Annotated in this window: 23 protein-coding genes and 1 pseudogene; 19 read left to right on the forward strand and 5 right to left on the reverse strand. The window is 65.1% G+C overall.

Going from position 1 to position 26,619, the window contains the following annotated elements:
• Positions 1 to 87 precede the first annotated feature (87 nt).
• From ABZW16_RS21565 to ABZW16_RS21625, 13 genes are all read left to right on the forward strand, one after another.
• Positions 88 to 420 carry a hypothetical protein gene (locus ABZW16_RS21565; RefSeq protein WP_354957730.1) on the forward strand — a complete coding sequence of 111 codons (333 nt, stop codon included), beginning with the start codon at positions 88 to 90 and terminating at the stop codon, positions 418 to 420.
• A gap of 33 nt (positions 421 to 453) precedes the next feature.
• The gene (locus ABZW16_RS21570) at positions 454 to 1,785 is read left to right on the forward strand and encodes a PPE domain-containing protein (protein WP_354957731.1); all 1,332 of its coding nucleotides are present in this window, start codon (positions 454 to 456) and stop codon (positions 1,783 to 1,785) included.
• 43 nt (positions 1,786 to 1,828) lie between these two features.
• Positions 1,829 to 2,173 (forward strand): hypothetical protein, encoded by a 345-nt coding sequence (locus tag ABZW16_RS21575; protein ID WP_354957732.1) that lies wholly within the window; start codon positions 1,829 to 1,831, stop codon positions 2,171 to 2,173.
• 96 nt (positions 2,174 to 2,269) lie between these two features.
• The gene (locus ABZW16_RS21580; RefSeq protein WP_354957733.1) at positions 2,270 to 2,548 is read left to right on the forward strand and encodes a hypothetical protein; all 279 of its coding nucleotides are present in this window, start codon (positions 2,270 to 2,272) and stop codon (positions 2,546 to 2,548) included.
• A gap of 80 nt (positions 2,549 to 2,628) precedes the next feature.
• Positions 2,629 to 3,459, forward strand: a complete 831-nt coding sequence (locus tag ABZW16_RS21585; protein ID WP_354957734.1) for an ESX secretion-associated protein EspG — start codon at positions 2,629 to 2,631, stop codon at positions 3,457 to 3,459.
• A 34-nt stretch (positions 3,460 to 3,493) separates the two neighbouring features.
• A complete protein-coding gene (locus ABZW16_RS21590; RefSeq protein WP_354957735.1) occupies positions 3,494 to 5,017 on the forward strand; it encodes an AAA family ATPase in 1,524 nt (507 codons plus the stop codon).
• The gene (eccD, locus tag ABZW16_RS21595; RefSeq protein WP_354957736.1) at positions 5,014 to 6,546 is read left to right on the forward strand and encodes a type VII secretion integral membrane protein EccD; all 1,533 of its coding nucleotides are present in this window, start codon (positions 5,014 to 5,016) and stop codon (positions 6,544 to 6,546) included. Before ABZW16_RS21590 ends, eccD begins: the two co-directional genes overlap by 4 nt.
• Positions 6,546 to 7,895, forward strand: a complete 1,350-nt coding sequence (gene mycP, locus ABZW16_RS21600) for a type VII secretion-associated serine protease mycosin (RefSeq protein ID WP_354957737.1) — start codon at positions 6,546 to 6,548, stop codon at positions 7,893 to 7,895. The genes eccD and mycP overlap by 1 nt, the downstream gene beginning before the upstream one ends.
• A complete protein-coding gene (gene eccE, locus ABZW16_RS21605; protein ID WP_354957738.1) occupies positions 7,892 to 9,616 on the forward strand; it encodes a type VII secretion protein EccE in 1,725 nt (574 codons plus the stop codon). Before mycP ends, eccE begins: the two co-directional genes overlap by 4 nt.
• Positions 9,617 to 9,629: 13 nt before the next feature.
• A complete protein-coding gene (locus ABZW16_RS21610) occupies positions 9,630 to 9,983 on the forward strand; it encodes a helix-turn-helix transcriptional regulator (RefSeq protein ID WP_354957739.1) in 354 nt (117 codons plus the stop codon).
• 68 nt (positions 9,984 to 10,051) lie between these two features.
• Entirely contained in the window at positions 10,052 to 11,125 is a 1,074-nt protein-coding gene (locus tag ABZW16_RS21615) for a discoidin domain-containing protein (protein WP_354957740.1), read from the forward strand.
• A gap of 10 nt (positions 11,126 to 11,135) precedes the next feature.
• Complete coding sequence (locus ABZW16_RS21620) at positions 11,136 to 11,852, forward strand: hypothetical protein (RefSeq protein WP_354957741.1); 717 nt, start codon at positions 11,136 to 11,138, stop codon at positions 11,850 to 11,852.
• A gap of 157 nt (positions 11,853 to 12,009) precedes the next feature.
• Positions 12,010 to 16,887 (forward strand): NAD-glutamate dehydrogenase, encoded by a 4,878-nt coding sequence (locus ABZW16_RS21625; RefSeq protein WP_354957742.1) that lies wholly within the window; start codon positions 12,010 to 12,012, stop codon positions 16,885 to 16,887.
• A gap of 370 nt (positions 16,888 to 17,257) precedes the next feature.
• Here the strand turns inward: ABZW16_RS21625 and ABZW16_RS21630 are convergent, their stop codons facing one another.
• From ABZW16_RS21630 to ABZW16_RS21640, 3 genes are all read right to left on the reverse strand, one after another.
• Positions 17,258 to 17,623 (reverse strand): hypothetical protein, encoded by a 366-nt coding sequence (locus ABZW16_RS21630; protein WP_354957743.1) that lies wholly within the window; start codon positions 17,621 to 17,623, stop codon positions 17,258 to 17,260.
• Positions 17,624 to 17,629: 6 nt separating this feature from the next.
• Entirely contained in the window at positions 17,630 to 17,830 is a 201-nt protein-coding gene (locus ABZW16_RS21635) for a hypothetical protein (protein ID WP_354957744.1), read from the reverse strand.
• A gap of 138 nt (positions 17,831 to 17,968) precedes the next feature.
• Positions 17,969 to 18,349, reverse strand: a complete 381-nt coding sequence (locus ABZW16_RS21640; protein WP_354957745.1) for a hypothetical protein — start codon at positions 18,347 to 18,349, stop codon at positions 17,969 to 17,971.
• Positions 18,350 to 18,616: 267 nt separating this feature from the next.
• Between ABZW16_RS21640 and ABZW16_RS21645 the strand changes: the two genes are divergently transcribed.
• Entirely contained in the window at positions 18,617 to 19,507 is an 891-nt protein-coding gene (locus tag ABZW16_RS21645; protein WP_354957746.1) for a helix-turn-helix transcriptional regulator, read from the forward strand.
• Positions 19,504 to 19,713: a DUF397 domain-containing protein gene (locus ABZW16_RS21650; protein ID WP_354957747.1), complete on the forward strand. Its 210-nt coding sequence runs from the start codon at positions 19,504 to 19,506 to the stop codon at positions 19,711 to 19,713. The genes ABZW16_RS21645 and ABZW16_RS21650 overlap by 4 nt, the downstream gene beginning before the upstream one ends.
• Before the next feature lie 307 nt (positions 19,714 to 20,020).
• Here ABZW16_RS21650 and ABZW16_RS21655 read toward each other — a convergent pair whose 3' ends face one another.
• Positions 20,021 to 20,827, reverse strand: coding sequence for a hypothetical protein (locus ABZW16_RS21655; protein WP_354957748.1), 807 nt, complete (start codon positions 20,825 to 20,827; stop codon positions 20,021 to 20,023).
• A gap of 1,321 nt (positions 20,828 to 22,148) precedes the next feature.
• Here ABZW16_RS21655 and ABZW16_RS21660 point away from each other — a divergent pair.
• From ABZW16_RS21660 to ABZW16_RS21670, 3 genes are read left to right on the forward strand one after another with little or no spacing between them, the layout of a single operon-like run.
• Positions 22,149 to 23,417: a TIR domain-containing protein gene (locus tag ABZW16_RS21660; RefSeq protein WP_354957749.1), complete on the forward strand. Its 1,269-nt coding sequence runs from the start codon at positions 22,149 to 22,151 to the stop codon at positions 23,415 to 23,417.
• Positions 23,414 to 24,319 carry a PfkB family carbohydrate kinase gene (locus tag ABZW16_RS21665; RefSeq protein ID WP_354957750.1) on the forward strand — a complete coding sequence of 302 codons (906 nt, stop codon included), beginning with the start codon at positions 23,414 to 23,416 and terminating at the stop codon, positions 24,317 to 24,319. Before ABZW16_RS21660 ends, ABZW16_RS21665 begins: the two co-directional genes overlap by 4 nt.
• 23 nt (positions 24,320 to 24,342) lie before the next feature.
• Positions 24,343 to 24,783, forward strand: coding sequence for a DUF4231 domain-containing protein (locus ABZW16_RS21670; RefSeq protein ID WP_354957751.1), 441 nt, complete (start codon positions 24,343 to 24,345; stop codon positions 24,781 to 24,783).
• A 254-nt stretch (positions 24,784 to 25,037) separates the two neighbouring features.
• Here the strand turns inward: ABZW16_RS21670 and ABZW16_RS21675 are convergent, their stop codons facing one another.
• Positions 25,038 to 26,102 carry an SPFH domain-containing protein gene (locus tag ABZW16_RS21675; protein ID WP_354957752.1) on the reverse strand — a complete coding sequence of 355 codons (1,065 nt, stop codon included), beginning with the start codon at positions 26,100 to 26,102 and terminating at the stop codon, positions 25,038 to 25,040.
• 198 nt (positions 26,103 to 26,300) lie between these two features.
• On the opposite strand from ABZW16_RS21675, the pseudogene ABZW16_RS21680 reads away from it, so the two are divergent.
• Positions 26,301 to 26,619: pseudogene (locus ABZW16_RS21680) on the forward strand (hypothetical protein); the annotation flags it as partial.

Genomic DNA, 26,619 nt, shown 5'->3' on the forward strand with positions numbered 1-26,619 from the left:
CGACCAATCTTCCCAATGCTGAGAATGCCTTAGCGTTTGTCCTGTACCACTCATTATTGAGTCGGCGCTCACGTTAGGAGAACTCAGATGGCTGCCACCAGAGTCGACCCGGCGCATCTCCCGGGAGTCAGTTCCCAACTCGACCTGATTGCCGAACAGGCAATCGCCTCGCTCGTCGCGTCGGCGGCCACCTGCGTCATATTTCCGCCGGCCTGGGACCCCGTGAGCGTGCTGGTCCTCCCCGCAGTGACCTTCACATACGGGACATCGTTCTTCGGCTGCACGGGTGACGGATTCGTGCATCGCGAAGTCGCGTCGGCGTCGCTACCGCCAACCGCGAGCGCCTTTTCCGGCAGCGACGTCATCAATAGTGCCAACATCGCGTCCACGATCGCGACCATCACCAAAGACCCCTTCTAGTCCGAGCCGCAGGCCCGAGCGAAGGCTGATGTTATGCCAGGCATATGGGACGCATTTCCTCCCGAGACAAACGTCGGCAATATGCTCTCCGGTTTCGGAGTGGAGACGATCACGGCCGCCGCCGAGTCCTATCAGAACTCGGCTGTGGCGTTCGCGACTGCCGCGGGCAACACCGCCTCCGCGATGGTCGATATGGGTGAGACCTGGAATGGCGAATCGGGTGATCTGGCGCAGGCGGCATTCAGTCACCATACGAAGTGGCTACAGGAGCAGTCTCATGTCGCCCAGTCGGTGTCGAAAGTATTGCACAAGGTGGCAAAGGAGTTCAGCACCGCCAAGTCCGCGATGGCGGCTGTCGGTGTAGCGCTCGCCAAGAACCGGCTGGAGCACGCCGTTCTAGTCGGGGCCACCGTGATCACCGGGACGTCGGCCATGGCAGTTCCACTGCTGGTCAACGCACTCGAGTACGTTGGGATCTGGTTTGCCGCTGCCGCGGTGATGGACGCCTACGAGGGCGCGGTGGTGCCGACCCTGGGGACGCTGCCGACGCCGGCGCTGCCGGCGCCCATCGTCACGAACCCGGGTGCGCCGCCGACACCGCCGAACTTCCAAGTGCCGGTATACACCCCCAAGGTGGGCACGCCACAGCAATTCAACGCAACGCCCACGAACAACAACACAACTACGAACAACAACACAACTACCAATAACAATACGAATAACACCAACAACACCGGAGATACGAATACCGGTAATACGGACACCGGCAATACGCCGACCGATACCACCCAATCCCCGACGCAGACTCAGCCCGCGACAGCGGATCCGAGTGAGGTTACTTCGCCGCTGAGCGATTCGGGATCGTATGGCGGCACGGACGGGTCAGCCGGAGAGCCGGGTTTCTACGACACTTCGCCCAATTCACCGACATTGGCGGGTTTGAACGGGGGCGCGGGAAGTCTGGTCGCGTTGAATTTGGCCCGGGGCGGACTCGGCTCGATGCCGGGTGCGTCCACCGGATTCCGGATGCCGTCCAATTGGCTGCGCGGGCCGGGAACGGCGTTCGGCGCGTCGTCGAATCCGGCAGGCACCGGACCAGCCGGTCGCGCCGCTCCGCGGCGGGGTGCGATCGCACCGAAGGCGCAGATGCGGCGCCGCCGGGACGAGGAACGGAAACCGGGCAAGGTATTCGTGCCGGGTGAAGAGTTGGAAGTTCCGGTATTGGAGAAGCCGCCGGTGATCGGCGTCATCGAATATGCCGATGAACGTCCAGAAGATGTTGTCGCCGAGGGAGATTCGCTAGTGGGCATCCTCGAGCGCACCGATGACGAGGCGGCGGTAGCCGAGCCAGAGCCTGCCCGGTGACAACCGCGGCGGAATGTAGATCCACTTCAGAGAGGAAACAACAGTGGCCACCACTTACACCGGTGATCCGAAGGTATTGAACCAGACCGCGGTCAATGCTATGGCATGCCAAGGCGAACTCGAAGGCTACCTCCGGAGCTGGATGGGCCTGCGTGACGACTTCGCCAGCGCTGTCCACGGTTCGCAGACCGGTACCCAAATCCAGCACACGATGGACCACGCGCACACCGCCGGTGTGAAGCTGGCCAGGACCCTCCAGGACATTATCGACACGCTGAAAGACACCGGCGTCAAAATCGACTCGACCGATCTCGAGAACGCTGCCCGTATGCAGCGGGCAGTCGAACTCGGTACGAACAGCACGGTCGACACCGGCTCGTGGCAGTAGTGTCACGAGCGACACGATACGAATCGTCAGAACGATAGATAAGGTTGGCAGACAATGTATAACGACTACGCGGCCGTCGATTCGCATTCTCTCAGAGTGCAGGACGTTCTGAAAGGTATGGACACGAATGCTCTCCACCTGCACTCACTGATCAAGGAACTCGAAGGGTGTTTCTCGGGTTTGGCGGCGGATGTCGCCAAACCGCTGATGGACCGATTCAAGGCAGCACTCGGCAATGCCGCGGAGGGCACGGGCTACCAGGGCCAGCTCATGCAGGTGAAGAACGCGATCAGCCAAACCACCGGATCTGAGGGCTTCATGAGGGAGACCGACCACCAGCAGGGCGCCAGGTTCCTGGCGATCGGTGGCGTCTAGTAATCTCGCAGCCCCCGTCCGCTTCGTCGGCCCGGCCACGGCGCAACGAGGCTGCGAGCGACTGGTCATTTGGTGAAGGTGTGGAAACTGATCCGATCGCGATCGATCTGAATGTCGATGCCGCGCTGCTATTGAAAGACATGGCCGGCATCGACTCCTATCCGCCGATCCTGGCGTTGATGCCGAATATTTTCGACTTCGACGATCTGGAGCGGGTGCGCGCTGTCGTCGCGGAACAGCTCACCGAGGTGGGCATTATCGACGACGACCGCGTGCATCCGACGGTCGAGCACTGGTTGCAGTGCCTCTACCGCCCGGATGTGGAACTGATGGCGCTCGTGTTGGCCACCGGCTTGGATGGCGAAGACAAAGGCATGCTGCGCATGTCGTTGGTGCGTCGCGGCGAAACCCATGTTTTGGCGGTGCGCTATGACGACGAGATCGTCATCCAGGCGGTGTACCAGCAGGAACAGCAATTGGATTCGGTATCGGCCGCGGTAGGCGCGGCGCTGGGGTCCACTCCGGCACTGAGTTTCGCGCCGATGACCGTGGCGCAGGCCGAGCTCGCCGAGATTCCCGTCGACCAGGACGGACGACGGCAGGCACTGCTGGAGTTGGGTGCGCAGCCGCGTACCGCGAGTGTCCTCGGCCGGGCACTCGAGGAGGTGGTCCGGCGGGCGGAATTGACGGTGGTGCAACACCAGGACGGAGTCGAGCTGAAGCCGAAGTACGGTGTGAGTGTGCTGGATACGCTGTCGGGGCGCATCATTGTGACGCCGAGTGTGGCGATGGACGGGGAAGTCCGATCGACCTACGCACCCGGTGACGACGCGGCACTGCACGCCGCGATCGTGGGACTGGTCGAGCTGCTACCGGGCCGAAGTTGGTTCGATACCAGCCGGATCGGTTGAACGTCCCAATGGGTTTTTGGAGAGGACGACAGATATGAGCCGAGCGCCGAGTACTAATGGTCATTCGGCCGAGTCCGTCCGACACAAGGGCGGCTACGACGCCTTTTTCATGCAGGCAGCCGAGGAACCGGAAAGCGGCCCTCCGACCGGCAGCGTCCCCGCACGTCCACAATCCGGCTACAGCGAACCGGTGATCGGTGCACCCGGTCAGTCGATATCGCAGTCTGCGGCGAGTGCCAATGCCCCGGTGTCACCGCAGAGCACGACCGCGCCGGAAACCGGCGTAGCGCATGCTGCCGCGCCGCATACAGCTGCGCCGAATATGGCTGTGCCGATAACAGATTCGGCACGCGAGAACTATGTTGCGGCGACGCCGTCGTCGCCCGAGGGGTGGGCGGCGCAGGCCGAAGCCGAGCCCGCCACCGCTCGCATCACATCGACCGCGTCGGTGAACCCATCGAATGGCGACGCCGGGCCCAGCGCCGAAAGACCAGGCGCCGGATCCATGGATGTGCCATGGCAACCCGCCCAAGCGACGAGCTGGGTGCCCGATCGCATCGACCGCACGGCGGCGCCGCAGGTCGAGGTGCTGCCCGCGGCGTTGACCTCGATGGACCTGTTGGCCGATATCTCGGCGGCGAATCGGGCCAGGCTGCAATCCAGCAGCGGTGTGCGCGGCGCCCTGAACAAGGTCGGCTTCCGCCTCGGCCTCTCACCCGCCGAGCAGCGGGCCGAGGACCGGCGCGCCCGAATTCGCAGCCAGCTCAACATGCCTTACCAGATCGCGGTGATCAGCGTGAAGGGCGGCGTCGGCCGCACCACCACCGCCGCGACCCTCGGTTCGACCTTTGCGGCGCTGCGCCCGGACCGGGTCGTCGCCGTCGACGCGAATCCGGACTTCGGTGATCTGCCCACCCGTACCGCTCCGCACCCGTACGGCCTGACCCTGCGCGATCTGGCGCAGGCGTCGAATCTGGAGGCCTTCTCGACGGTACAGTCGTTCATGTCGATCAATTCGGCCGATCTCGCCACCATCGCCTCGCCGTGGACGATCGAGGCCAGCGAGGCTCTCTCGGGTCGCGAATACGGAACGGCCGTGGAGGTTTTGCGTCGCCATTTCAATCTGCTACTCGTCGACTGCGGTACGGGCGTGCTGGATTCGGTGACATTGAGCGTGCTGCAGACCAGCGATGCCGTTGTGGTGGTCACCCCGCCCACTGTCGGCGGGGTGAAAGGTGCGGTGGCCACCTTGAATTGGCTGAGTTCGCACGGTATGCAGCATCTGATCGCCAAATCGGTCGTTTCGATCGTGCATCAGCAACCGTCCAAGCCGGTCGTTGAAGTCGCGGCGATCGAGAAGCTGTTCGCCACCGGCCAGCGCCCGACCTGCATCCTGCCCTATGACGGCCATCTGGCCGAGGGCGGCGAGATCGATCTGCGCCTGGTGGAAAAGGAAACCTTGCTCGCCTTCGAAGAACTCGCGGCCGGGCTTGCCGATGGATTCCCGAACTATCTGGGTGGCACCAGCGGCGGCCGGGCCACCGGAGGGTGGCGATGAGCACTGCCGTTGCTTCGCCACCGGGAGCAGCGCCCGCGGCATCCGCCGAGGTGGCGCGCGCTCGGATGGCGGTCCTGGTGTCCAGCTACCAGGTCGACGTCGTGGTGCCGACCAAGTTCACCATCGAGACCTTCATCGATGACCTGCTGGTCGTACTGGCCAAGGCCATCGACGACGAGACCGTCGATTTCACGCCGCCTACCGGCCAGTGGAGCCTGGCTCGGCCGGGCGAAGCGCCGATGCCGCGCTGGCGCAGCCTCGCCGACCACGATGTGGTCGACGGCACCGTGCTGATGTTGGCCGCGGTCGAATCCGCGGAGGTCTTCACGCCGGTCGTGGAGGACATCACCGATGCGCTCGCACTGATCAACGAGCGCGAATTCGCCGAGTTCGACGCGGGGACCGCCGCGGCCGTCGGCCTGACCACGCTGGGTGTCGGCGCGGTCGCCATCGCGGCGATGCTGTCGTTGTCCTGGACCGAATCCGGGTCGATCTGGTGGTATGCGCTGCCCGCCCTGTTGCTCGGCGTGGGGTGCTGGGGCGGGGCGGTCCAAGCGCGGCAGCGGAACTTCGCGCCGCGGATCTGTCTCGGGCTGGCATTATCCTCGATCCCGCTGTTGTTCGCGGGCGGCGCGATGCTGGTGCCGCCCGCCTACGGTGAGCCGGGTCCGTTCGCCGCCGCCAATCTGGCCGCCGGGTCGGTGGTCGCGGCCGTCGCGGCCGCGGCCATGATGCGCGTGACCAAGCTCGGCATCGCGACCTTGATGGCGGTCACCGTGCTCGGCGCGACCGTGGCGGCCGCGGCGATTCCGCTGACCTATCTGGATCTTTCGGTGCGCCAGATATCCGGCGGCGCGGCACTTGTCGGACTGGTGCTGCTGACCGCCGCACCGCGCCTTGCCGTCGTAGTCGCCCGGATTCGGCCACCGGATCTGCCGGACCCCGGCAACGAGGTCAACCCGGCCACGCTGACCGACATCTTCGATGCCGAATCCGCGCGCGACGACGCCGAACTCGATTCCGCCGAGGACATCGAACGACAGCGCGAGCAGGCCGGCGCCGGCATCGAGGGCCGGGCTCGGCTGGCGGTGACCAGCCTGCGCGGGCTCATCGCCGCGACCTCGGCACTTTTGGCCGGCGCCGCCGTGCTGTCGGCGGCGGTGAGCCCCGGTGGTATCCGGGAAATCGTGCTGGCCGCGGCTGTGGCGGGTCTGTTGGCTCTGCGCGCGCGCTGGTTCCCGGACCGGGTACAGGCCATCGCGCTCGTCATCGCATCGGCGGTCACCGTGGTCGGCGTCGGCTTCGTGCTGGTCAGTGCGTACGAAACGGCGCCGGGGCGGCTGGTCGTCGTCCTTGTGGTCGGCGTGGCGGCCGCTGCCGCATGTGTCGCGGCGGTGCAGTTGCCGGGTCGGCGGCTCTCGCCGGTCACCCGGCGGATCATCGATCTGGTGGAGTACGCGCTCATTCTGGTGATCCCGGTCATCGGCTGCTGGATCATGGGCATCTATACCGCGATGCGGGCGATCTGATGCGAATCGGCGCAACCGCGATCGCGGTGCTGGCCGGATTCGCGCTGGTCGCCTCCGCCGCACCGGCATTGGCGGTGGAACCGCCGCAGGTGATCATCGGCGCGCCCGCCGATGATCCGCCCGGCCCCGAGCTGCCGACAAAACAGGACAAGGGCTGCTTGGCAACCGGCGTACTGAGGGACAGTGATCTGACGCGGACGCCGCCGTCGGAGTTGGCACTGGATCTGCCCAACGCCCGGGCACTGAGCCGGGGTGCCGGTGTGACGGTCGCGGTGCTCGACACCGGAGTCACCCCCAATGGCCGCCTGCCCAGTTTGGTCGGCGGTGGAGACTATGTCACGACCGGTGGTGACGGTCTGTCCGACTGCGATGCGCACGGCACCCTGATCGCCGGAATCATCGGCGCCGCATCGGATCCCACGGACGGATTCACCGGGGTCGCTCCGGACGCCAGGATCATATCCATCCGGTACCGCTCCGGCGCCTTCAGTGCTGAGCGCCCGAATAACGATGTGGCGCAACAACTCTCTGTGGATATCCGGACACTGTCGCGGGCGATCGTGCACGCGGCGAATCTGGGTGCGGGAGTGATCACGGTGGCGCTGCCGGTCTGTGTTCCGGTGGGACTAGCGGTGGATCAGTCGATACTGTCCGTGGCGATCGGCTACGCGGTACACGTGCGGGGTGCGGTGATCGTCGCGGGTGCCGGCAATGCCGACACCGGCTGTGATCAGAATCCGGATATCGATCCGACCCGGCCGAGCGACCCGAGGAACTGGCGCGATGTCAAGACCGTGGCCGCGCCGGGTTGGTTCGGGACGGACGTGTTGACGGTAGGTTTCACGACCGCCAGCGGCGCCACCATGTCCGAGTCGCTGACGGGTCCGTGGGTTTCGGTCGGTGCACCGGGTACCGCGATCGAATCGCTCGGTCCCGGTGGCGGTGGCCTGATCAACGGTGTCGGTGAACCCGGCAAACTGGTGCCGGTCGGCGGTGCGTCGTTCGCGGCCGCCTATGTCAGCGGGGTGGCGGCCTTGCTGCGCTCCCGGTTTCCCAACGAAACCCCGGCCGAGATCATGGCCCGCCTGACCGCCAGTGCGCACGCGCCTGCGCGGGGCATCGATAACGTCATCGGCGCGGGCGTCATCGATCCGCTTACCGCGCTCGGCTATCGCACCGCGCCCAAACCGCCGATCGGACTCTACCGGTCGTCGGTACTGGTGCTGCCGGATCCGCCGCGGGCCAAGGACGGTCGTCCGCCGTTCGCGGCGGCCGTCGTCATCATCGCCGCGCTGCTGCTCGGGCTCGGTGCCACCTTCGCGAGCTCCGCGGTCCGGAGGCGGCGGTGAGCCTTCCGAGTGTTCGGGTGGGCGGTGTCGAACGTGGTCCGTTCGCCGTCGCCGTGATCGGCGGCAGCCTGGTGGTGACCGGGCTGTGGGCGCACACTCCGATGTGGGCCAGTGCTGCCGTGATCACGGTGCTGTTGGTGACCGTGGCGGTCGAGGTGAACGGCCGCACGACCAGCAGATGGCTGCTCGACTGGACCGATTATCGATTCGGCAGGGCCGGCAGAGCCGAGGCGCTCGCCGGTCCGGCGGATGTGCAGGATATCGAGGTTGCCGCGGGGGTCTGCGGCATTCGCGGCGAAGGCACCGTGCTCACGGCGATGATCCAACTCGCCCCCAATCTCGACCTGCCGACGGTCATCGCGGAGAAATCCATCTACACCGAGGACACCGTCCCCATCGATGCGCTGGTCGGTCTGCTCGATCAATTCGGTCTCGCGGTCGATATCGATATCGTGACCACCGGTCAGCGGGTTCGTACGACCGGTAACTACAGCATGCTCTACGACCAGCTGATCGGCTCCCATCCGGTCGTCGGCCACCGCCTCACCTGGTTGGTCGTCCGGCTGGATATGGAGCGGAACCTGGATCTGCTGCAGCGGCGCGGACTCGTCGCGATGGTCGCGCCGAGAGCATTGGCCACCGCGGCGCACCGCATCGCGGGCCGATTGCGGGAACGCGGTATCGCGGCGCACGCATTACCCGCGGCGGCAATGCTGGAGGCCACCAGGGTGCTGCATGCTGGGGTCGAACTCGGCGATCTGCGTGAGACATGGACCTGCATGGAGTCCTCGGTGCCAGGTCGCTGTGTGACCAGTTTCCTGATCGACTGGACCCGGCTCGGTGGCGAGGGCTTGGACGATTGCTGGGCGTGGAACCGCGGCCGGACCACACTGGTGGTCAGCCTCACCGATGCCACGACCGGCCCGCGTGCGCTTGCGCGGTATATCGGCCCGCCGGTGACGACCGAACCACCGGACTACCTGCGCCGGTTGGCCGGCAGGCAGGCAATCGCATTGCTGGCCACCATGCCGACCGGGACGTCGATCCGTGCGGTGCCCACCGATGAATCGGGCCGCGATCTCGCCCCCGATGAGCTCCTTGCCGATCTCACGATCGCGATCGGTCCCAACGGCCAGATTCTCGGTTCCATCAGCGGTCAGCCGCGGCATACCTTGGCGCTGCCGCTGTTCGACCCGGCTCGCTACAATCCGCGTCGGCGCACCATCGATGTGCACGCCGACCTGCCGGTGGCACAGCAGATCGTGTTGCGCGCCATGGTGGTCGGTGCGGATGTCGAGGTCCATTCGGTGCGCCCGCACCGCTGGTGGCAGCTCGTCGCCGCGGTCGGTGATCCGGAATCGCTGCGCCTGGCTCCGGAGGCCGGCGCCGCGAATGCCGCCGCGGGGCAAGCCGGTTCGGGTCCGCCGCCGTCCTCGGCGACGATCACGGTCTTCGACAATCTGCCGCCGCAGGTATCGACCGCGCACACCACGGTCACCATCAGCGAGCCCGGTGGGCCACGGCGGCGGTCGGTCGATCTGTCGATCAACCAGGTCAGTGCGACCGTAGTGGATGTCAGCATTCCGATGCGCACCGTGCGCGTCGACTTGATCGAGCCGCGCGGTGAAACTCGCTATTTCGATTCCGCCGCCGAACAACCCGCGATCACCGCGGGTGCCAATGGCGCCACGCCAGGGCCCGACGTTCGGCGCATGAGCTGATTGGAGACAGGTAGTGTCTATCAGCGTGGTTGTGGACTCCCAGCCGAGTGACGGCGAATTTGTGCAGGAGGATAGTGGGGAGGCACTGACCCCGAGACAGGCCGCGGTGGCGATCTTCTCGAGTCGGCTGTCGGAATTGATCGCGGAATCGGTGGTATCGACCGAGGACGGCTCGACGCGGTCACTGACGCTCTACTCGCTTGCCCAGCACTTGGAGCAGGCGTACCCGGATGTTCCGGTCTCCCAGTCGGGTCTGTACCGGCTCATTCATGGGGACGCGGTACCCCGGCTCGATCTGATCATCGCCTTGGCGCGGGTATTCGACGTACCGCCGGAACATTTCGTCACCGAGCAGAAGAAACACTGATTTCATTATTCCCGCCAGCGGGAATAATGCTGAGCCGCGGCACAGGCGGTCTGGATACGATCCGGACCATGGCTGCCGAGGACCCGGGAGATGTGTTTCTCCGCCATCGAGGCGCGGTCCTGGAGGCGCTGCTCTCGGATCCGGCGTTCGGCGAAAACGATCCGGCCGCCGGGTCGGTGCTGAGCGGACCCCTGGTCGGCGATCCGGAACTCGGGGAACCGGGGTTCGGCGGCGATCCGTTCTCCACTGCGGCGGTGGCAGCCGGTTCGGCCCAGGGTGCTCTACCCGACACAGATCCGTCACCGCGGCGATCCTCCGATGGGCCGAAGGCCAGCGAGCGGATCATTGCGCTGCTGAACGGGCAGCAGCAGCCGGATGCCGCACCGGGACTGGACTTTTCAGCGGACTACTCCGACGTTTCGGCGAAGCAGCCGCCACCCGAAGAATCCGCGCGGTCCGCATCCGGGGCGTCGAAGGGGCATGGGCCCGATGCCGCGGAGCGGATCGCCCTGGTGGCGAAGAAGCTCAAGAACCCGAAGGTCGCGTTGGCGGTCTGCGCCGTCTTGGCCCTTCTGCTTATCATCGCGCTGGTTTCCACCGGTGGGAAGGACGATTCGCAGGCGCCGGACCGCATTGCGGTCATCACTCCGTCGCCGACCGCGGCGGCCCCGACGTCGAAACCGGAATCCTCAACGGCCCCTTCCGGAACGATCACGGTGAAATCCGCGACCGCCAACTGCCCGCCGGGCAGTACGCCGGGTATGGACGCGTTCAGCGGGCAGCATGGCAAGGCTTGGTCATGTGTGCGCGCGTACAAGGTCGACGGGCAGGTGCTGACCATCGATCTCGGCAAGACCTATCAGATCGATTCGATCGGCATCGTCCCCGGCTGGGACAGCGTCGGCAATGACGGTGTGGACCAATGGACGAAATACCGAACCGCCAGCCGGGTCAGGTATTCGTTCGACGATCCGAACAGGACAGGTTACACCCAGCAGACCCTGGATCAGCGCACCCTGGTCGTTACCAAGTTCGAGGTTCCCGTGCAGGCATCCAAGATCGTGCTGACCGTTCAGGAATCGAAGGGTGATCCAACGATCAATACGACCGCGATTTCCTCCATCGTGATCACCGGGCATTGAGGCCGCTGTCATGTCAGTAGCCGAGTTGGTCTGCCAGTACTGCTCACATCGCAATGTCGGTAATCCGGCGCAATGCGGGCATTGCGGTGCGCCCCTGCCCGCGGTGCACCGACTATCGAGCCTGAGTGGGCCTGCGGCGCGGGCCGAGCAGGTGGTCGTGGGCGCCGAGCGGGCCGTGGCGGCAACCGCGGGTGCGGTGGCGGGCGCGGAGAATGCGGTGGCGGGCGCGGAAAAGGTTGCCGCGGAACAGTATCCGCGCTGGCAGTGGGGGGCGGCGATCGCAGGCATCGTGACCATGGTCCTCGGACTCGGCTTCACGGCCCTCCGTTCGTGTTCGACACCGCTGGCTGTCGTGCCCGATCTGGGAATCGAACAGGCCCTACCCGGCCAATTGCGCGCGGCCGTCTCCTGTCAGCGGGTCGATTCCACGGCCGCGAACTGCGTCGTCCCGGTGGCCGATCCGCTGCTCGCCGGCGGAATCACCGGCGGCAAGGATTTGACCCTCTCGGTCGCATTGGATCCGCCCGAGCGCCGGGCCGATACCGTGCGCAACTGGCGGACAGCGGGCGGTACCGTCCTGGCCGACGGTGTCGTCTTCGTGGCGATCAGTCCGACGGCAACCCTGCGGTACGCGAATACCCTTGTCGGACTTCGGGTCGAGACGGGGGCCTTCAGCGGGCGTGCGGCGGCGCAGACCTTCATGGCGCGAGCCGGTCTAACCCCGTGACCGACCGGACTCCGGCCGGTCCGCGCGCTTGACCAGTGCTGATCCCTTGCAAGATTATGTTACACATCTAACGTACCGCTATACAACGGCACATCGAAACATGTAAGGTATGGGAACCGTACGCTTACGGGCTCAGATCTCGGGAAGGCACGAGTCGATGGTGGCAACCACCCAGCAGACGATTTCATTCAAACGGTTCCGCGACGATCCGACCGACCTGGAGGCGGCCTACTTCCGTTGGATCCAGCCGGGTGCCACGGCGCCGACGATCACCGATCGGGCCGAACAGATCTTCCGCCACCACCTGGAGTTGGCGGCCATGCGCATGCCCGGGGCGGCGATCACCCGGGTGTACCGCCCCGATGACGGCAGCGGGCTCGGCGCCGCGATCCAGATCGTCAATGACGATATGCCGCTGCTGGTCGATTCGGTGACCACGGCGCTGCGTCGCCTCGGTGCGACGGTGACCGAGGTCGTGCATCCGGTCTTCGATGTCGCGCGGGACACCCGCGGGCGGCTGCGGGCGATCGCCCCCAAAGAGCCCGATACGACACCGGCGAACGGCAACCACAATGTCGCGGAGTCCTGGATCCATGTGCAGCTGAGTCCGTCCGTTGGCGCCGCACTGCTGGACCGGGTCGATCGCGAGCTGCCCGCCCTGCTGCGGGTGCTGCGCAAGGTCGTCGACGACACCCCGGGCATGGCCAATGCCATGGTCGCACTGGCCGGTCGGCTCGACCATATCGCGCACCGCTCGGATGATCCGGAGGTGCCCGAATGCGCGAAGTTGTTGCGCTGGTTGGCCGATGGGCATTTCACCGTCCTTGGTTACGGGTACTACCGCAGCGATGGCGGCGAGCCGCGGCAGGTGCCGGGCACCGGTCTCGGTGTGCTCTGGAATGGATCGAATGTCGATCTCGATGTCCCCGTACTCGGCACCACCCGGCCGGTGCTGCGGATGGCCAATGGATCGGTGGATTCGCTGATCCCCGGATCGGGTGAGCTCTACTTCGTGAGCGTCGCCGATTACGGTAACGGCGGCAGCACGGTGCAGGGTGAGCATGTGTTCGTCGGCACGTTCACGGTGACCGGACTGCACGAGAACATCCTCGATATCCCGGTCATCTCCCGTCGCGTGCACCAGGTCATCGAATGGGCTGGCTTCGAACTGAATTCGTTCTCCGGGCAGGCCATGCTGGAGATGATGCAGTCGTTCCCGCGGGTCGAGTTGTTCTCCACCGATGCCAGGCGGCTGTTCGAAACCGTTTCCTCGGTCATGAATTTGGGGCTGCGCAGGCAGGTTCGGCTGTTCATTCGGCGCGACGGGCGCAGCGGTGCGGTCTACTGCCTGGTCTATCTGCCGCGCGATCGGTACTCCACCGAAGTCCGGCTGCGCATGGAGGACATCCTGCGCGCTGAGTTCGACGGTGAACAGGTCGCGTACTCGGCAAGGGCGAGCGAATCCGAGTTGGCCGTGGTCTATTTCACGGTGCATCGCGGTCCGGATGCGGAAGCGGCCGATATCTCCGAATCGAACCGGGAGCGGATCCAGGAACTGCTTTTCGCGACCACCCGGAGCTGGGCCGACCGCGTGGTAGCGGCGGCGACCGGTGTGCCCGCGGTGTCATCGAAGGTCGCCAATGCCTATGCTGGCGCATTCCCCATCGGGTATCAGCAGGAATACGAACCGGAGCAGGCGCTTGTCGATCTGCAGCGGCTCGAACCGCTGGTCGACGGTGAGATCGACACGAATCTGTATCGGCATGCCGAATCGCCGTCGGGGGAGTGGCGATTCACCCTCTACGTCGCCGGTGCGGGGGTTTCGCTCAGCCGCGTGCTACCGGTGCTGCAGAGCCTCGGTGTCGAGGTGGTCGACGAGCGGCCGCACCGCATCAGCCTGCCCGACGATACCGACAAGTGGATCTACGATTTCGGGTTGCGCGTCCCGGCGGAGCTGCTGCGCACCGCGATCGATGTCGATCTCGAGGCCGATCTGACTCGCCCGGCCGACGAACCGCTTGCCGATGGCAGTGTGCGGCAATACTTTCCGGCGGCCTTCGCAGCCATGTGGAACGGCAGCGCCGAGGTCGATTCGCTCAATGAACTGGTGCTGCGCGCGGGACTGCACTGGCGCCAGATCGCGATGCTGCGCGCCTACGCCAAGTATCTGCAGCAGGCCGGATTCGCCTACACCCTCGGCAATATCGCCCGCGTGCTGCTCGCACAGCCGACGATGGCCCGATTGTTCACCGAATTGTTCGACGCCTACTTCGATCCCGAGGGTGTCGGCCCGGTGGCATCGGCCCGGGCGGCCGGTATCGCCGAGCGGTTGCAGGCCGAGATCGATGCGGTCGTCAGCCTCGACGCCGACCGCATTCTGCGCGCGGTGCTCGGTCTGATCACCGCGACCCTGCGCACCAACTACTACCGACGCGACGCCGACGGCAACCCGCCGGAGTACCTGTCGTTCAAATTCGATCCGCATGCCATCAGCGAATTGCCGAGGCCGCGACCACAATTCGAGATCTTCGTGTACTCGCCACGGGTCGAGGGCGTGCATCTGCGCTTCGGTCCGGTGGCGCGCGGCGGATTGCGCTGGTCGGACCGGCTGGAGGATTTCCGGACCGAGATCCTGGGTCTGGTGAAGGCGCAGGCCGTGAAGAACGCCGTCATCGTCCCGGTCGGCGCCAAGGGCGGGTTCGTGGTCAAGCGCGCGCCGGTGACCACCGGTGACGCGAGCGCGGACCGGCAGGCGCTGCTGACCGAAGGTATTGCCTGCTATCGGACCTTTATCTCGGGTCTGCTCGATGTGACCGATAACGTCGATCATGCCTCGGGTGAGGTGTTGCCACCGGAGCGCGTGGTGCGTCGCGACAGCGACGACACCTACCTCGTGGTCGCCGCGGACAAGGGCACCGCCACCTTCTCCGATATCGCCAATGATGTTGCGCGCCAGTATGGTTTCTGGCTCGGTGACGCCTTCGCCTCGGGTGGTTCGGTGGGGTACGACCACAAGGCGATGGGTATTACCGCCAAGGGCGCGTGGGAAAGCGTCAAGCGGCACTTCGCCGAAATGGATATCAACACGCAGACAACGGATTTCACCGTCGCCGGGGTCGGCGATATGAGTGGCGACGTTTTCGGCAACGGCATGCTGCTCTCGGAGCACATTCGGCTGGTGGCCGCCTTCGATCACCGGCACATCTTCCTCGACCCGAATCCCGATGCGGCGATCTCGTTCCGGGAGCGGCAGCGGATGTTCGCGCTGCCGCGCTCGTCCTGGGCCGACTACGACAAGGCGCTGATCAGCAAGGGCGGCGGCGTCTTCGACCGGTCCGCCAAGGCGGTGCCGGTCAGTCCGCAGGTGCGCGCGGCCCTGGATCTGGATCCGAGTGTGACCACCCTGTCCCCGCCGGAGATGATCCGCGCGATCCTGCTCGCCCCGGTGGATCTGTTCTGGAACGGCGGCATCGGCACCTACATCAAGGCCTCCACCGAGACCAATGCCGATGCCGGTGACAAGTCCAACGATGCCGTGCGTGTCGATGCGAACCAGTTGCGCGCCAAGGTGATCGGCGAGGGCGGCAACCTCGGTGCCACCGCACTCGGCCGCATCGAATACTGCGCGAACGGTGGCCGGATGAACACCGACGCGCTCGATAACTCGGCGGGCGTGGACTGCTCCGACCACGAGGTCAATATCAAGGTGCTGCTCGATGCGGTCATCTCCGGCGGCGAGCTCGCCGCTGCCGATCGCACCGAACTTCTGGCCGCGATGACCGACGAGGTCTCCGAACTCGTACTGCGCGACAATATTTCGCAGAACTTCCGGATGGGCCTCTCGCGTGCCCAATCGGTGCCCCTGTCCGGCGTGCATCGCAGGCTGATCGCCGACCTCGAATACCGCCGCGGCGTGGACCGGCGGCTCGAGGCACTGCCCTCGGATGCCGAGCTGAAAAAGCGGACGGCGGAAGGGCGCGGGCTCACCTCGCCGGAACTGGCGAATCTGCTCGCACATGTGAAGCTTTCGCTCAAGGATGATCTGCTGGCCGGTGATCTGCCGGATAACGCGGCCTTCCAGTCGGTGCTTCGGTCGTACTTTCCGAAGCCGCTGCGGGATCGGTTCGCCGACGCGATCGGCAGGCATCCGCTGCGCCGCCAGATTGTGGCCACCATGGTGGTCAACGATGTGGTAGACCACGGCGGCATCACCTACGCGTTCCGCCTGGCCGAAGAGGCGGGCGCGAGCACCGAAGACGCGGTGCGCGCCTTTACCGTCGCAACCGAGGTGTTCGATCTGCACACGCTCTGGCAGCGCATCCGGACGACTCCGATGCCGACGGCGGCGCGCGACGCCCTGGAGCGGGAGACCAGGCGCACCCTCGATCGGGTATCCCGCTGGCTGCTGACCAGCCGTCCGCAGCCGATTGCCATCGGCGCCGATATCGCCCGCTACCGCGATGGTGTGCGCAAGCTGGCGGGGCAGATGCTGCCCGCTCGGCTGCCTGCGGCTCATGCCGAGGATCTGGCGACGCATGCGCGCGCCGCCGTCGAGCAGGGTGCGCCAGCGGAATTGGCCGAGCATGTGTTCCGCCTCATCCACCTGTTCCCGCTGTTGGACATCATCGACGTGGCCGATATCGCCGACCGGGATGCGGAGGAGGTCGCGGTGCTCTACTACGCGCTCGACGAACACTTCCACATCGAGCGGCTGCTGACCGCGGTGAGCAATCTCGCGCGCGACGACAGGTGGCGCACGCTGGCCCGGCTCGCGCTCCGCGACGATCTCTACGATTCGCTGCGCTCGCTGACCTTGGATGTGCTGACCGGATCCGAACCGCACGAGGATGCTGCGGCGAAGATCGCCGACTGGGAGTCGGTCAATCGTTCGCGCCTGGCGCGCGCCGATGCAGCGCTCGGCGAGATCTTCGCCGCGGGCACGCACGACCTGGCCACGCTATCGGTGGCCGCGCGACAGGTGCGCAGCATGGTCAGCAGCGGGGAATCCGCTGCAACGGCGGCCGTTTCGAGCTGAACCGGCTCGGATGCCGGGATCCGGCCCTGTGCTGGATCCCGGCGTGGTCCCCGTCGTCCCCGCGAATGTCGGGATCCGGACTCCGCAGCGGATCCCGGCATTCGCGGGGATGATGGTGCGCTCGAGGAAATCTACGCCGCGGGCACCCATGATCTGGCCACGCTGTCCGTGGCCGCCCGGCAGGTGCGCAGCACGGTGAGCAGCGGGGAATCCGCTGCGGCGGCGAGCGTTTCGGGCTGAGCTCGCCGCAGCCATGCCGCAGCACAAAAGATCCGCCGCCTCGGCTTTTCGCCGGGGCGGCGGATCCTTTTAACGCTCGGTTCGTGCCTCGTGAAAACGCAATTGTGGGGCAGTCGGATCGGCTCGGGCGTCACGGGTCATCCGCGCCGTTCATGGTGCCTCCCCAAGGTTTGCCCCAAAGTCGGTGTTGTCGTGCTGAATCGGGGTGGATGCGTCCGGCTGCGACCAGCGCATCGAACGCGGCGTGTTTTCGAGCGCAGTCGTGCTCACAGTGCAGTTGCATCGCCACATGGGCATCGGCGAGCGTGAGTGGCTGATCGGGTGGGCCGCACGTCCACGCCTTCGGCCATTCGACCGGGCGCAGACGGCAGCGGCGTGCGGCGGGCCGGTCGCGGCGTGGCTGGTTGATCGGCCACACACACGCCACGCCGACCATCACGAAGGCGCCGCCACCGACGACCGCGAGGATGCAGTGCACTATCTGCCACGGGCCCATGGCCGTTCACCGCTCGCCGCCGTTGCCGGGGGAGGTCGGCGGTAGTGCGAGTTGGGCGAGCCCGTCGAGCACCTGGTGCAACGTCCGGAGTTCGGGTGTGCCCTCGGGGAGGGGCCGGTCGCTGGTGTCGATAGGGAAGTCGATCCCGCGCAGTCGGGCACGTTCGCGCGGGCTCAGCTTCGGCGGCGCGATCCGGCCGTGCCGCACGAGCGTGTCGTACGCGACTCGCTTCCACGCGCACCGCTGGATCCGGCAGGCCCGGTGTCGGCGCATCTGTGTGTGCGCCAATTCGACCTCGGCCGCGCCGCAGATATTCGGCAGGGCGAGCAGAGCATCCCGTGTTCATCACGCTGCCCCCATCTCGACGCCGGGCGTGCGCTGAGCCGAGCGCACCCAAGTGCCTTGTGGGCAAACGGTTTCCAGATCGAACCCCTCGTCACAGACCAACGCGGGCTGGGAATCCACGTGACCGAGATCGAACACGACGATCACTTGGACGTCGAGACCGTCCGCTATGCCGAGCGCGTAAGCGATCGGGTCGTCGGCATCGGCAGGCGGCCGAACGGTGTACACGTACTGATAGCCGAGCATGTTCGCGTGCCGCTGTACGTCGAGGGCATGGCGCGGGGCATGCAGGCCGGATACGTCATTGCGAACGAACCCAACGGCTTTCGGCTTGTCGCCTGCCGTCATCGGCAGCGACTTGATGGCTTGCGTGTGTGTCATGGTTCCCCCAGAACCTGGTCGGTGTGCTGGTTTGTGGGGCGCCCTGGTGACAGCGGTCGCCGTGTTTGGAAGTTGTTCGGCTTCCAGCCTGCGGTGTCACCCGAATGCTGTGACTCAGCACACCACGAGCGATACGATGAAACGAGCCGATATGGGACTCCCAAAAGAAGTCATCCCAAAGCCGCAGAACGTATCCCAGATCCGGCGTACTGTGCGTCCCGAACTCGAGGTCCTGACCGTTCCAGATCTGCAGGGGGTACAACAACATTGACCAGCGAAGACGATGCTTCAACCCTGCCCCGGCGACAGCTGGGGCGCTTCCTGCGCGAAGCTCGTGAGGGACAGGGACTGTCCCTCGACCAGGCTGCGAGGCTGGCAGAACTGAGCAAGAGCGGGCTACACCGCATCGAAACCGCGCAGGTGGCGAAGGTCAAGATCCGCGAGATCAGAGCCCTGTGCGAGACCTATGGGGTGTTGGCGGACGAAACGAGCCGCGTGCTCAAGCTCGCAGAAAAGGCACAGGTAAAGAGTTGGCACACAGCGTTCGACGGGCTCTACAGCGATTCCACATTTAATATGTATGTCGGGCTCGAAGCGTCTGCGTGCCAGTTGATTTCGTACCATGAGATTATCCCGGGCCTGTTGCAGACGGCCGATTACGCGCGAGCTCTGATCAACTCGTTCTACACCGATAGCAGTCCAGAGGACGTCGCCCGCCGGGTGGAGCTGCGGCTGAAACGGCAAGCGATCATCACCCGCAGGTCCGAACCGGTGAAACTCCAGCTGCTGCTTCACGAATCAGCTCTACACCGCGTCGTTGGCAGCTCTCGGGTCATGGCCGCACAGCTGCGGCATTTGGCTGAGATCAGCAAACTGCCAAACGCCTCGATACATGTACATCCGTTTACCAGTGGGTGCCTGCGAGGTCTGTTGCATGGCCCGTTCGTGATCCTCGACTTCGGAACCGATGCCAAGGGCAACCCAGTCGAACCGCCGCTGGTCTACTTCGAAGGTGCTGGTAAAGCGGATCTGTATCTCGAGAACGTCGACGATGTACGGCGTTATGCTGAGCTTGCTACGGCCATCCGGAGTACCTGCATGGATGAAACGAGATCACGAGAACTGCTCAGACGGGCAGCAAGGAGTTATGCAGCGTGAGTATTGACCTGTCCGAGGTGAACTGGTTCAAGAGCAGCCACAGCAGCGGCCAAACCGAGTGCGTCGAAGTGGCGTGGCTCGACGGGGGCGGGGTTGGCGTCCGGGACTCCAAGAACCCGACCGGTCCGGCGCTGGTCTTCGCCCCAGGCGAATGGGACGCTTTCGCCGCAGGCGTTGCAGCCGGAGAATTCGACCTCCGCCCCTGATCCTCCCGCAATACCGACCACCATAGCGGCCCCATCCCGACGACCCCAATGTCGCGATGGGGCCGTCTGCTATCTCCCCCTCGGTCAAATCCACGCTCGCGCAGAGCTTCTGGTTTCCGACCGGCGTCTCGTGTGGAGAGTCGATGTGCGACGGGTGTCGAGGGTGTGTGCGAGTTCGGAAGTCTTTAGTCCTGGCCGGGGAAGATCTTGGTTTGCTGCGGCAGGTTCGCTTCCGGGTCTTGGTGTTTCGCCGCCTGCGTCGAGGTTCGGAGTACCGACGGTGTGCGCTCGAACAGGTGGCTACACGTCACTCGGCAGTGGGGAACAGAGCCAGGACCGCGGCGGTGACCTTTTCCAGTTTCGCGTCGTTTCCGCCGCTGATTGTCACGGCAGGCACATTCGCGAATTGGTAGTCGTCGGCGACTGGGTCGAATGTTGGACCGACTCGGATCATGTATCTGCCACCGGGGTCTTTGGATGTCCGATATGCCTGGTGTCCAGCGAATTTCACGGGCAGGTAGTTCTGAAACTCGCGGTCGGTTGCGTGCTCGTACGCGACATACAACGAGTCCCCGTCGAGTTGGAACCAACAGCGATCGACCCACGCTGTGTCGCCCCTGACTGCGTTCGGAAGCTTCGCCAGCACCGCGCACGGATCTGCACCGGTCACCGACGTACACATCGTATCCGGCGAATCCCCCAGTCGCGGATGGCGTTTCCACTCGGCCAAAGCAACGGTGACCAGGGATTGCGCGGCCGGACATGGCTCGGTGCCAGGCGGAATCGTGACCGAAAGCAGCAGCGAGCAGCCGGTCGGCAACTGCGCGTACGCGCTACAGGTACGCACCGAGGCGCTGGCAACTTCCTCCGGCGACCTGACGTCCTTATCGCCGAGCAGAGTCACGGCCATACCGTCGATCGTGACGCTGGTGCCTTCGTCCAGCCCGGATCGGTCGACTGCCCGCACGACCCAATGGACGTGAGTGCTGGTCTTGCGATCCCCGCCGAGCTTCGCGTCGCACCCGTACAGCTGATCGGTACCCACCGCCGTAACCGCACCGAGTTCGGCCAGTTCGGCACGCGGCAATAGCGCGCATACATCAGTGTCGCGCAACCTGTTCAACATCTCCGCCTGCGGCCCGCCCTTGGCACCGATTGGTGCATTCCGCCATCCTGACAGGAGACCACCGTCACCACCAGCACCGCGACCAGAGCCAACTGCCGAAACATCAATCCGTCCCCTCCCGCTCCACCGTGCCCACCGCTGCCCTCAACCTAGTGCCCCAGCCAGATTGATTGCTGCACTACCCACTCCCGCTGCTCGCCGAGCGTAGTCATGTGGCGGTCGATACGGCTGGCGCGACCACCTTTCGGCTACGTTCGACAGACCCCGGCCCTAGGGGGCGATACGGCATGAGCTGTTCGGACGCGGCACTAGCTCGAGGCGCAATTCGTAGGGCGCCCAGACCAACTCGCCGAGAACGGCTCGGCGCGGATGCCCGACCAGTTCGGGAGGGGAGCGCCGTGGCAGACCTGCGCCTCGGTCGCCAACGAGATCGACCTGTTGTTCCGCATGTGGCAACGCGACCATGCTCCGGTGTGAGCGATCGTCATGACAGCTGGCGTACTACTTACCTGACAAGCGTCAGAGGCAATCCTCGAAAAGTCCTCTTGTGCAACATGTTCGGTGAATCAGAGGTCTGTACCACAGACTTGCGATGCAACTCCTGGTTTGCGGAGGTGTCTATTGGGATCGGTAGGTGCAGCGGGTGTACTGCGGATCGGCTGATCTTGGGGCCGCAACCTTCGTCCGTCACCGCGACATGAAATCACCCACCGGCCAACCCTGTTCACCGAGGCAGCTGACTAGTGCCGGATCTCGCGAGCTCCGCGCCCGCGCGAACGACTTCGGCCTTGGTGAGTCCGACCCCAGGCACGAGCATGCGGGGTTAGTCGTCGCTTTCCTTGTCCTTTTCGGCCGGTCGCTGCCAGCCGCGTAGTGGGTCCTCGTCATGAGCGTTCTCCCAGACCGCATTTCGCGCTCGAGACCGAACCGCTGGGCACATCCGTCGCCATCGACGGCTCTGCGCTCGTCGAACTGGCTGCGGGTTTGGCGTCCCAGTCGGTCGATGACCCACACCCGGACAGCCGGACGGAGGCGCCAACCGCGAATGGCGCGCCGACCAGTGCGTTCCCTTTGTGGGCCAGCTGATCCTTCCGGTCGTCATCGGGTCGGACCGGCTCCCTGCCGCCTATTCAGTTGAAACGGCCGTACCGGCGGGTCGGCCCGCCGTCAAGCTTTAGCCGCGCGCCGACTCGGCTCCTCCGGTGGGTTGCACGAGCCGCCGCCCGCGACCCGCGAGGTCGGGGGATCGTATTCAGGCCCCAGAAGTCGATACGATAGAAGTATCGACTGGCTCGAGGGGAGGAGGAGTGTGGCCGTCTTCATCAGCTATCACAGCAGTAAGCGGCCCGTCGTCGAACATCTCGCCACATACTTTGCCCGCCATGATATTTCGACGTGGTGGGCGCCGCGCGACGTACCGCCGGGGTCGGACTGGGACGAGGCGATCTCGCGCGCGATCAAGAGTTCGAAGGCGCTGGTGCTGCTGTTCTGCGCTTCGGCGGATTCGAGCGTCCACGTCAAGCGGGAGGTCCATCTCGCGGACAAGGCGAAGATCCCGATCTACTGGGTTCGGCTGGAGCAGGTCCAGCCGGAGCGGCTCGGCTATTACCTGTCACCGACACAGTGGGTGGACTGGTTGGACCGGCGCGACAGCACGCTGGACTCCCTCGTCAAAGATCTGAGGCGGCCCGGCCTGAGTGGTCATGCGCTCGACACCGATGTAACGCCACGCCCTGCTGAACCCGTGCCGGTCACCGGTTGGCCTGCGGGTGTTGCCGTTTTCGCGAATGAACGCATCGCAGCCGAGGCAGCGGCGCACACCTACTTCCGGATCGCACGCGAGGCTTCCGACCGGAGCGTGGTCCTTCCCACCGGACGCGCGGCGACGCAGGTCTTCCGCGCGATGCTACGGATCGCGCAGCGCTACGCACCCACGCCGTTCGGTGAGGCGCACATCCTGTCGGACACAGAGACTTTCGGCGTCCACTCGCGTCACCACACCTCGCGCACCAGACACGTGACCGAGACGTTGATCGAACCATTGACCGAGCGCGGACTCGGCCCTACCCCCGGGCAGTTGCATCTGCTGTCCGGCCAGATATCCGAAGCAGAGGACCCGCTGTTGCGGACCCAGCGCATCCTTCGCTTGTATCCTCCGGCAGTGCACGGGATTTCGATTTCTCCGGCCGGTGAGGTGCTGGGGTACGAGGTCGGCGCGTACACCGATCCTGACGAGATCGTCAGCGACGGCTGCCGAATCGTGGAGTTGAGTGAGCACGGCCGCCGTTATATCGATCCCAATCAGCCGTCACGCTCAGTGATCACCATCGGCCTGGCCTCGGCACTGGAATGTTCCGGCCTGATGGTGTTGGCCTTCGATAAGACCAAGGCCCGGATCATCCACCAGATGACGCACTTCCCCGAGACGGCCGGGGTCCCGGCCACCTTGTTGCGCCGCAATCCCAGGGCGGTCATAGTCACCACTCGCCCCATCGCCGAAGCGGCCGAACTCGACAACACTCATTTTGCGAAGACAGCGGAGGCAGGCAGCGAATGGATAGTCGACAGGTTCGCATGAAGGAGACGCCGAAGGTCGTGGTCGTCGGCATGGCCACCATCGACTACCTCTACGTTCTGGACAGCCATCCGGCCGAGGACAGCGAGAACCCGGTCCGCAGGCACACCGTCGTGGTGGGCGGACCGGCCGGTCGTGGATCTATAACCGCCGCACGACTCGGCGGGGGCGGCGTCAGCCTGTATGCGATGTGCGGCAACGGCATTCACGCGGAAGTGCTGCGACGCGAGCTGACGAGCGAACCCCTCGAACTCATCCTCTTCGAGCGAGCCGAAGAGAGCCAGCACTCCGCGGTGATCATCGCAGCTGATCACGGTACCCGCACCACGATCTGGACGGCCCAGCCGCCCGCCGATCTGGCGATGCTCGATAGCTTGGACGAGGCGTTCACCGGAGCGGACGCTGCACTGCTGGACTGCACCGACCCCGAACTGAGCAAAGCCGCCATCGCCTCATGCCGAAAACTGCGGGTTCCCATCGTGATCGACACCGGTGGATACAAAGAATCGAGCGAGGAATTCCTGCACGGCGTCGACTACATCGCGGCACCGGAGAAGTTCTTCACCGGCAGGCATCCAGGAGAGCCGCTCGATCGCAGCATGGCGCTGGTTTTTGCCGACTTCGCACCGAAAGTCCTCGTGGCCACACAGGGCAAGCGGGGCGGCGTCTACCTCGACGATAGCGGTGAACACCGTTATCGGGCATTCCAGGTCACGGTGGAGGACACCTGCGGTGCGGGTGACACCTTCCATGGGGCGCTGGCTTGGGCGATTGCCGCGAACGCTCCTGCGGACGCGGCTCTGGACATCGCGTCCTGGGCAGCGGCGCAGAAGTGCTCGACCTTCGGAAACATCGGTATCCCGGACCGGGTGTCCTTGAAGCAATTCCTCGCCGAACAGCGCTGATCGCGAGCATACGGGGGCAAGATTTGCCGGATACATCCATCGCACGACAACCCGATGACACCGATCCGGTGTGGGCACGGTTCGTCGATCAACTGAACTGGTACAGCAAGAAGAGCGCATCAGCCCAACGCGCCTACAAGCGGGTCAAGCTCGGCCAGCTCGTCGTCGGCGGCGCGGTGCCCGTCGTCGCGGCCCTGTCGGCTCCGGCGGCGATCACGGCCACGCTGTCCGCGATTGTCGTCGTGGCCGAGGGCGTCCAACAGCTGTTCCAATGGCACACCAGTTGGCTCACTTACCGCGCCACTACGGAAGCGCTGAAGCAGGAGAAGGTTCGCTACCTTGCCACCCTCGCGCCGTATGACGGGCCGGACGCACAGCAAGTTCTCGTCGAGCGACTGGATGGGATTGTCGCACAGTCGAATTCGCAATGGGTGTCAGCGCACAAGCCGAGCGAGCTCACCTGACCGTTACTCGAGAATAGCCAAGAGGCTACCTGAGCGATCCGCTACGCGTCCTGTCCCAGCTGAGCGTCACCCCGTCGCAGCGCCTCCGAAACCGACAACGGCGCCAAATCCGAACTCGCGCAGAGCTTCGGGTTTCAGGGCCGGTGTGTCGTGCGGCGAGTCGATGTGCGACGGAGTCGAAGGTCTGGCGAGCTCGGAAGGCAGGCGTCAGCGGCCGATATGGGCTTCGTCGACACAAGATGTACGGAGCCGGGTCAGCTGGCGGCGGTGCCGCAGCTGCCGCAGAACTTGGCTGCCGCGGTCAGATCCGCTCCGCATTCGGTGCAGTGGCGTGGGCGGGGTGCCAGGGGGTCACCGCAGTTCATGCAGAACCGGGCGTCCGTCGGATTGCCGGTTCCGCACCCAGCGCATGCAGGCTGCGCATCAGCCGGAACCGACTGTGCGGCAGCCGGAATCGCCTGCCGCTGCCACGGATTGCTCGGTGCCTGCTGCTGGATGGCATTCAAACCCAGTGCCGCGCCGAGGAATCCGTCGCCGCCGCCGTGGCCGTGGGCGAAGCCCTGGCCCGCGCCGAGCGCCAATTCGCCTGCCGCATAGCGCTGGAAGTCTCCGGCCAGTCGAATGTAGGTGACATCTTTGGCGAGTCGTTTGATGCGCTCGGCATCCTCTGGTGCCAGGGTGATATCGAAGTTGCCCAGGCGTGGGATGCGCAGGCCGTATTCGTAGAGCGTCAGATTGGTCTGGCGCACGACGGCGGCCTCGATCGGCTCCAACTGTCCGGACAGGCCGAGCACGGGCCAGTCGCCCCGGGAAATACCCTGTGTGACAGCGATTTTCATGGACTTCAGCAGTAGGTCCGAACTCCAGGATTCCACCGTCGCCGGGACGCTCAGGTCGGTGGTGCCCGCCAAGGTGGTGACCAGTTCGGCCGGATCCCGCACCGACAGCGCGAATTCCCCGAAGACCCGCAGCGTCACGACCTGTTCGCTGACCGGATCGGCGATATCGGCCAGGCGGCCGCCGAACTTGATGCCGGGAAACTCGCGGGTGGAGACGAAATACAGTTCGGCGCGGTAGAAGTTGTTGCCGGTCAGTGTATCCACGAGTGCGCCGAGGACCGGCAGCTCATCGGCATCGATCCGGTGCCGCCCGGGCCCCATCGCGGCCACGACCTGCCCGGACTTGACGAACAGTGCGATCTCGTCGGCATTGACGATGGCCCGGCTGTAGCGCCGGATGTTGACGTCCGGCCACTTGTAGACCAGTTGGTTCTTACGGTCTTCGGGGACCGCGATGAACTCCCGTTCGAACCATGCCATGTGCGCGCTCCATCAGCCGAAAACGTATCTAGCGTACCGATATTCAGCGGCACGATCAAGCAAACGCGAGGTCAGAGCAGGCGAGAGCGCGATGCTTCGTTTCCGCGCTGTTACGACTTTGTGGTTCCTATTGAACGTGCCGTTGAATAGCGTTACATTAAGCAGCGATATGATCGCCGTCACGTGAAAGGCTTCACCATGACAACCGTTCAACCCTCCGCGGAAGTGTCGGCGCCCGCGGACGCTCTGCATGCTGAGGATGCGGGCTATCACAAGGCGTTGCGCCCGCGCCAGCTGCAGATGATCGCGATCGGCGGCGCGATCGGAACCGGACTGTTCCTTGGTGCGGGTGGTCGGTTGCACACTGCCGGTCCCGGACTGTTCATCGTGTACGCGGTCTGCGGTATCTTCGTGTTCTTCATCCTGCGGGCACTGGGCGAGCTGGTGCTGCATCGTCCGTCCTCCGGATCGTTTGTACAGACCCTCGATCACAGTGCCGTCCTCGCGCAGCACCCGA

The sequence above is a fragment of the Nocardia sp. NPDC004604 genome, from assembly GCF_040609795.1.
GTDB lineage: Bacteria > Actinomycetota > Actinomycetes > Mycobacteriales > Mycobacteriaceae > Nocardia.